Annotated in this window: 5 protein-coding genes; all 5 read left to right on the top strand. The window is 57.8% G+C overall.

Features of this window, described 5'->3' with window-relative positions; all coding sequences use genetic code 11:
* Positions 1 to 2,391 (top strand): Ig-like domain-containing protein (locus tag ACZRMH_RS21260; RefSeq protein WP_464015142.1); only part of this gene is annotated, 2,391 nt, incomplete at its 5' end.
* 336 nt (positions 2,392 to 2,727) lie between these two features.
* Positions 2,728 to 3,399 (top strand): GntR family transcriptional regulator, encoded by a 672-nt coding sequence (locus ACZRMH_RS21255; RefSeq protein WP_464015141.1) that lies wholly within the window; start codon positions 2,728 to 2,730, stop codon positions 3,397 to 3,399.
* A 628-nt stretch (positions 3,400 to 4,027) separates the two neighbouring features.
* Positions 4,028 to 4,846 (top strand): ABC transporter substrate-binding protein, encoded by an 819-nt coding sequence (locus ACZRMH_RS21250; RefSeq protein WP_464015140.1) that lies wholly within the window; start codon positions 4,028 to 4,030, stop codon positions 4,844 to 4,846.
* Between the two features lie 10 nt (positions 4,847 to 4,856).
* On the top strand, positions 4,857 to 6,629 hold the full coding sequence (gene lhpI, locus ACZRMH_RS21245; protein WP_464015139.1) for a cis-3-hydroxy-L-proline dehydratase: 1,773 nt from the start codon (positions 4,857 to 4,859) through the stop codon (positions 6,627 to 6,629).
* Positions 6,622 to 7,287 carry an amino acid ABC transporter permease gene (locus ACZRMH_RS21240; RefSeq protein ID WP_464015138.1) on the top strand — a complete coding sequence of 222 codons (666 nt, stop codon included), beginning with the start codon at positions 6,622 to 6,624 and terminating at the stop codon, positions 7,285 to 7,287. The genes lhpI and ACZRMH_RS21240 overlap by 8 nt, the downstream gene beginning before the upstream one ends.
* Position 7,288 lies beyond the last annotated feature (1 nt).

Genomic DNA, 7,288 nt, shown 5'->3' with positions numbered 1-7,288 from the left:
ATCTATCTCAACGGCATGCCCATCGGCATGGCGCCCGTGGATAATTACGGCAACTGGAAATTCACCCCTTTCCAGCCACTGCCAGTAGGCCAGAACACACTCTCGGTGATTGCCGTCAGCTCGACAGGCATCAAGAGTGAAATGTCCGACCCTTTGAATGTGCTCGTGACACCGCCAGCGATCCGACCAACGATCTCTGAGGTACTTGACGATAACGGCAACCCACAATACGGCATGTCTGCTGACAACACCCCGACCCTCAAGGGTGCCGGTCAACCGGGCGTAATCCTTGAGATCTACGCCAATGGAAAAAAAATCGGTGAAACACTCGTCGATGAACGTGGTAACTGGGTATTCACCACCGATAAACCACTGGCAGACGGTGTGTACAACTTCAACACCAAGCCCGCCGATGCCCCGAATCAGCCTGGCGAATTTTCGCAGCCTTATTCGTTGACCATCGAGGCCCCGGAGGTCACTACACCTGATCAACCAGGCACGAGCAATCCTGGCTACTTCTTGCTCCTAGATGACAACGGCGATTACATCGCCAATGGAGCACTTGCCAAGGACAACACCCCGACCATTCAGGGCTTTACTTCATTGTCCGGCGGCACCGCGATCATCATGGTCAATGGCCAACGCATCGGTGAAGCTGCAATTGATGTGCGCGGTGGCTGGACATACGAATTTGACCAGCCACTGGCAAAAGGTCAAAACGCGATCCAAATCATCACAATTGACACAGAGGGTCATGAAAGCAAAGTGTCTGCACCCTACATCGTGCATATTGGCGATGATGGCTCCCAGCCTGAGGTCGAGCCCCCTGTCGAAGATTCTGCGCCGGCGGCCATCGCTAGCATCGACAGCATGAGCAAGGACAGTGGTGCCGATCACAACGACTTTATCACCCGCGATGGCAGCGCAGGGCGCTTGATCCGTGGCTCCTTGACAAAACCGCTGGCTGAAAATGAAAAAGTCCAGATCTCTGTCAATGGTGGTAACTCATGGGATGATGCCGTGCTTAATGGCGATGGCAGCTGGAGCTTCGTCGATCAAACCGAGCACTCTCTGAGCTGGGAAATCAAGACGCGGGTAATCAACTCGGTCACCCAGAGTAAAGGCAAAGAGAGCTCGCAAAGTGTCAATCTCGATCGCACCTCACCCCATCCCCCCAAGGCGATTGAGGTCGGTACTGACACTGTCACCGTCAAGTTTGATGGCGACGGTCTGGTCGAGGGCGCCTCGATCAGCCTGTCCATCGGCGGGCAACGTATTGATTACCCTCTGAGCGCTGCTGATATTGCCGCTGGAACGGCGCATATCAATGTGCCCCACGAACTTCAGCCGCTTGACGTCGGCCTCATATCAGCTGCCGTCATTAATGCTGAGGGCTATTCATCTCAAATCATCACCAGGGGTGAAGTGATCCACGAGAACTTCAGCGGCGTGACCGATAGCAAGACTTATGCGCAAGGAAGGATTCTGGTATTGGACAGCATGCAGATCAAGGTTTTGAATGGTCTGACACGCATTAAAGAGAGCATCGGCACACCAGATGACGGGGATGGATTGCGCCTGCACTTCGGACTCGCTGGCAGTTTTAACGGTATGATCGACAAGCTGGAAATATCAGCCTTCACTCCATGCTCCCGGGTTAGCTTTACCACCAGCGATCTGGAAAAATCGGCCGTTTATGAGTTTTACGACACCGCGGGCAATCTGCTTGCCAGGCTGGAGTTTGACGGTAACAAGGACGGTTATACCGTGTCTTACACGGCGCCAGAGGGTATGCAGATCGGTAAAATCATTGCCTCTACCGGCGAGCTGGGTTACCTGGACAACTTCGAGTTTGGCGGCCTTGATCAGATGACCTGGAAATCCGACCCTGGCGAGCAGACCATCAGTGGGGAAACTCCTGGGGCTTACATTGGCTCATGGGGCAAAGATCTGTTCCTGCTTGAAAACCCGGAGGCTTTTGTCAACAGCCCTGGTAGCTCGATTCATGGATATGAAGGCATTGACACCCTGAGGCTCACTGGCCAGGATCAAATCCTGGACATGGCAGCGCTGGGCAACAACATCAGCTCCATTGAAATCGTCGACCTCACCGGCTCCGGCGACAACACCCTCAAATTGTCCCTGGACGACGTACTGAACAACGGTACCGCTGAACTGTACTTCCACAGTGGTGCAATCCAGATGATGATCAAAGGTGATGAAGGAGACGCGGTTGAACTGCAGGGTTTGTCAGGGTCTGAAGATCCAGGAGTCTGGGCCGTACAAGGGCAGGTCAATGTCGGTGGCGTGGCTTATGACGTGTACCGTCATTCCGCACTGGATGCCGAGTTGCTGGTACAACAGGGGGTTACTACTAACCTGATCATGTAAATGCAAAGGTGATCTGTGGGGACATGGGCAACGTCCCGCTCCCCACAGAATCACACTCGCTCATGCCCCCCACTCCCCCCAACATCAGCCCTGCTGTCAGCAAGGGTTGCATGGCATATCCGTTTTTTTTCAGTTTGCCTGTCATCACAAAACAGTCACACGTCCGGTAAATACGCTGCATCTGATACAGCGGTACGGAATGGTTTTATGACTGCTTCGCAGCCATGGTTCCTCGGTAACTGCTACCTGTATTTGTGTAGACACACTTGACCGGTACAAGTAACCCCCTTACAAATTCGTATACCATATCTTTTTTCCCTGCGAACGATGACTGCCGTGGCCCACCCAAAACTCAATGCTCCCGACCTGGGAAATTCCCCTTCCACGTCGGAAATCATCACCCTGCATCTGCGCGATGCCATCGTCGCCGGGCACTTCGCTGAGGACGAGCCGATCCGTCAGGACGATATCGCCCGCCAGTTCAATGTCAGCAAAATCCCGGTACGCGAGGCTCTCAAGCGCCTCGAAGCCGAGGGTCTGGTGATGTTCCAGCGCAATCGCGGGGCCATGGTCACGCGCATTTCCGAAGTGGAACTGGCACAGATGTTTGAAGTACGCATGTTGATTGAAGACAAGCTGCTGCGCCTGGCCATACCCAATATGACCGAAGAAACCTTCGCCCGCGCCGAACGTATCTGCCAGGAGTTTGTCGGCGAAGATGACGTGGGCCGCTGGGCCGAACTCAACTGGGAACTGCACGCCTGCCTCTACGAACCGGCACAACGCCCGTTCATGATCAGCCTGATCCGCTCGGTCAATGACAAGCTGGAACGCTACCTGCGTATCCAGATGAGTTTGTCCGCCGGCAAGCACCGCGCCGATCACGAACACCGGGAAATCCTCGACGCCTGCCGCGCCGGTGATGTGGAACTGGCGGTCAAGCTGCTCGACGAACATATTGCCGGGGTGTGCAAGACCCTGTTCGAGCATTTGCCGCAGAGTCATTGAACAACTTTGTGGGAGCGAGCCTGCTCGCGATGCAAACAACGCGGTGTATCTGGCTGATTGCGGGGATGCTATCGCAGGCAAGCCAGCTCCCACAGGTTTTGCAGTGCTCACAAAATCCAAACCTTGCAGGAATCATTGTGGGAGCGGGCTTGCCCGCGATTCAAGCAGCGCGGTATGGCAGCCAAACCGCGCTGCTGCTATCGCAGGCAAGCCAGCTCCCACAGGTTTTGTAGCGCTCACAAAATCCAAACCTTGCAGGAATCATTGTGGGAGCGGGCTTGCCCGCGATTCAGGCGACGCGGCCTGACAGCCAAACCGCGCAGATGCCATCGCAAGCAAGCACGCCCCCACAGGTTTTGTACCATCGGCACCTCAGCCAGGCAGCATAAAAACCATCAAGTGTTCCCTTGTGGGGCAATTCCTACGGCAATGCTCCCTTCTGTAACACCCCCCTGCTACCCGCCACCCCCTCCTGCCGCAAAGTGCCATCACGCAAGCCAGTAAAAACCTCACTCGCTGACTGATTACCCGCGTGTAGGAAAAATCGGCACATGATTTGCTAAACAAATATCGTATACGAAATTCTTAATGCGACATTCAACAGCACTTCAACGACTTCGAGGCTTCTATGAAAAACCCCGTATTTGCCGTAGCCCTCAGCGCTGTTCTCAGTAGTTCCTTTATTGCCACGGCCCACGCCGACAAGCTCGACGATATTATCGGCTCGGGCACGCTACGCTGCGCCGTAACCCTGGACTTCCCGCCGATGGGTTCGCGTGATGAAGCCAACAAGCCGGTAGGCTTCGATGTGGACTACTGCAACGACCTGGCGAAAGTGCTCGGAGTCGATGCCGAAATCGTCGAAACGCCCTTCCCTGACCGTATCCCTGCATTGGTGTCCGGCCGCGCCGACGTGATCGTGGCGTCCACTTCCGACACCCTGGAGCGGGCCAAGACCGTTGGCCTGAGCATTCCCTACTTCGCCTTTCAGATGGTCGTGCTGACCCGCGACGATACCGGTATCAACAGCTTCGCCGACCTCAAGGGCAAGGCGCTGGGCAACACCAGTGGCACCTATGAAGCCATCGCCCTGGAAAAAGACGTGAAAAACTGGGGCAGCGGCTCGTTCCGTGCCTACCAGTCGCAAAATGACACCCTGCTGGCCGTCGCCCAAGGCCATATCGAAGCCACCGTCGTTACCAATACCGTGGCCGCAGCTACCCTTAAATCAGGCAAGTACAAAAACCTCAAGGTCGCCGGTAACGCGCCCTATGTGGTCGATTACGTGTCACTGGGCGCCAAGCGCAACGAGTACGGCCTGCTCAACTACCTCAACCTGTTCGTCAACCAGCAAGTACGCACCGGACGCTACAAGGAGCTGTGGGTCAAATGGGTCGGTACCGAGATTCCACCGGCTGATCTGACCGTACCTCACGTTTACTACTGAGGTATCCAGCATGTCCGGGAAAAGTTCTCTTGACGGTCGCAGCCTGGTTGCAGGCACAGCCTTTGGCCCATTGCTGTACGCCGATCTCGGCCTGAGTTTCTGGGGCGGCGTCGACCCGTTCAGCGGTGAGGTGATTGACCGTCACCACCCGCTCAGCGGTCAATGCCTGGCCGGCCGCGTGCTGGCGATTCCCAGCGGGCGCGGCTCCTGCACCGGCAGCAGCGTGATGATGGAGTTGATCAGCAATGGCCACGCCCCCGCAGCTCTGGTGCTGGCTGAAGCCGATGAGATCCTGACCCTTGGCGTGCTGGTGGCACAGACCCTGTTCGGACATTCCCTGCCGGTGCTGTGCATCGGCAAGGAAGCCTTTGCCGCCTTGCACGGCAAGGCCTGTGCCAGGGTCGATGGCACCACCCTGGAGCTGTTCGAAACGGCGATCAACGACAGCCCGACGACGCCGCGCAACGAGGTAGCGATTGAAGACGCCAACACTGCAATCGAGCTGACCGAACACGATCGGGCACTCCTCGACGGCAGCTACGGCAAGGCCGCACAAGTCGCAATGCAGATCGTTTTGCGCATGGCTCATCTGCAAGGCGCCGAGCAGCTGATCGACATTACCCAGGCGCATATCGACGGTTGCATCTATACCGGCCCTGCCAGCCTGCGTTTTGCTGAACAACTGGTGGAATGGGGCGCCAAAGTTCGGGTACCCACCACCCTCAATTCGATTTCCGTAGACCAGCGCCGCTGGCGCGAACTGGGTATCGACCCGGCCCTCGGCATACCTGCCAGTGCTCTGGGCGATGCCTATATGGCCATGGGTGCGCAACTGAGCTTTACCTGCGCGCCCTACCTGCTCGACAGCGCGCCCAAGGCGGGCGAACAAATTGTCTGGGCTGAGTCCAACGCCGTGGTTTACGCCAACAGCGTGCTGGGCGCCCATACGCTCAAATACCCCGATTATCTGGATATTTGCATCGCCCTTACCGGCCGTGCACCGTTGATTGGCTGCCACCTGCAAAGCCAGCGCAAGGCCCGTCTGCATATCGAACTGCCACCTCTGGCCAACCTCGACGACGCGTTCTACCCCCTGCTCGGCTACCACGTCGGCGCCCTGGCCGGCAGCCGTATCCCGCTGGTGTCGGGACTGCAACAGCATCACCCGGACCTCGACAACCTCAAGGCATTCGGGGCGGCCTTTGCCACCACCAGTGCGGCGCCTCTGTTTCATATCGCCGGGGTCACCCCCGAAGCACTGGACCCGGCACAGGTGCTCGATGGGCCGCTGCCGGTGATCAAGATCGCGCTACCAGACTTGCTGCTCAGCTGGCAGGAGCTCAACAGCGCCCGTGACTCCAAAGTCGATGTTGTGTCCCTGGGCAACCCGCACTTTTCCCTCAGCGAGTTCGCCCATCTTGCGCGCCTGTGTCAGGGTCGCCAGCGTCACCCGGACGTGGTCATGGCGATCACCTGTGGCCGTGCCGTGCTGGAGCAGGCCCGCGCAGCCGGGTATATCGCCGTGCTCGAAGCCTTCGGCGCCACCCTGGTCAGCGATACCTGCTGGTGCATGCTGGGCGAGCCGGTGATCCCGCCAACCGCCAAAAATTTAATCACCAACTCGGGTAAATACGCCCATTACGCCCCCGGCCTGGTGGGGCGCAAGGTGCATTTCGCTTGCCTCGCCGAGTGCGTGGAGGCGGCGTGCAGCGCCACGGCCAGCGGTCGCTTGCCGTTATGGCTGCACACCGCAGCCTCATTGGAGACTCCAGCCCATGTTTGACTACACCTTCCAATGGCGCTCGGCCCTGCGTGCCTTGCCGGACATGCTCGCCGGGGCCCTGGTGACCTTCGAGACAGCAGCCCTGTCGATGATCTTCGGCGTGCTTATCGCCCTGGCCCTGACCGTGATGCGCGAAACCAAAAACCCGCTGCTGCGCGGCGTCGGTAATGCCTGGGTGTCCATTGCCCGCAATACGCCGTCGCTGTTCCAGATTTATGTCCTGTACTTTGGCCTCGGCTCTCTGGGCCTGCATGTCAGTTCATGGATTGCCCTGCTGGCCGGGATCACCTTCAACAACGCCGGTTACCTGGCGGAAAACTTTCGTGGCGGCCTCAAGGCTGTGCCCGAAACCCAGGTGCGAGCCGCCCGTTCGCTGGGCATGAGCGCATTCCAGACCTACCGTATGATCGTCGTCCCGCAGTTGCTGCGCATCGTCTTCTACCCGCTGACCAACCAGATGGTCTGGGCCGTGCTGATGACCTCGCTGGGGGTGATCGTCGGCCTCAACAATGACCTTACCGGCGTGACTCAGGACTACAACGTCAAGACGTTCCGCACCTTCGAATACTTCGCCATTGCCGCGGTGCTGTATTACCTGATTGCCAAGGCGATCGTTGCGGTAGCCCGGCTGATGGCCTGGCGACTGTTCCGCTACTGAG

The sequence above is a fragment of the Pseudomonas sp. B414 genome (genome assembly GCF_055408445.1).
Note: the sequence above shows the minus strand (reverse complement) of the source record. Positions and strands in the feature narration are given on the sequence as shown.

Bases quoted from the DNA above. Each gene is read 5' to 3' on its own strand.
- ACZRMH_RS21240 (WP_464015138.1), top strand. From the start codon at position 6,622: ATGTTTGACTACACCTTCCAATGGCGCTCGGCCCTGCGTGCCTTGCCG.
- lhpI (WP_464015139.1), top strand. From the start codon at position 4,857: ATGTCCGGGAAAAGTTCTCTTGACGGTCGCAGCCTGGTTGCAGGCACA.
- ACZRMH_RS21250 (WP_464015140.1), top strand. From the start codon at position 4,028: ATGAAAAACCCCGTATTTGCCGTAGCCCTCAGCGCTGTTCTCAGTAGT.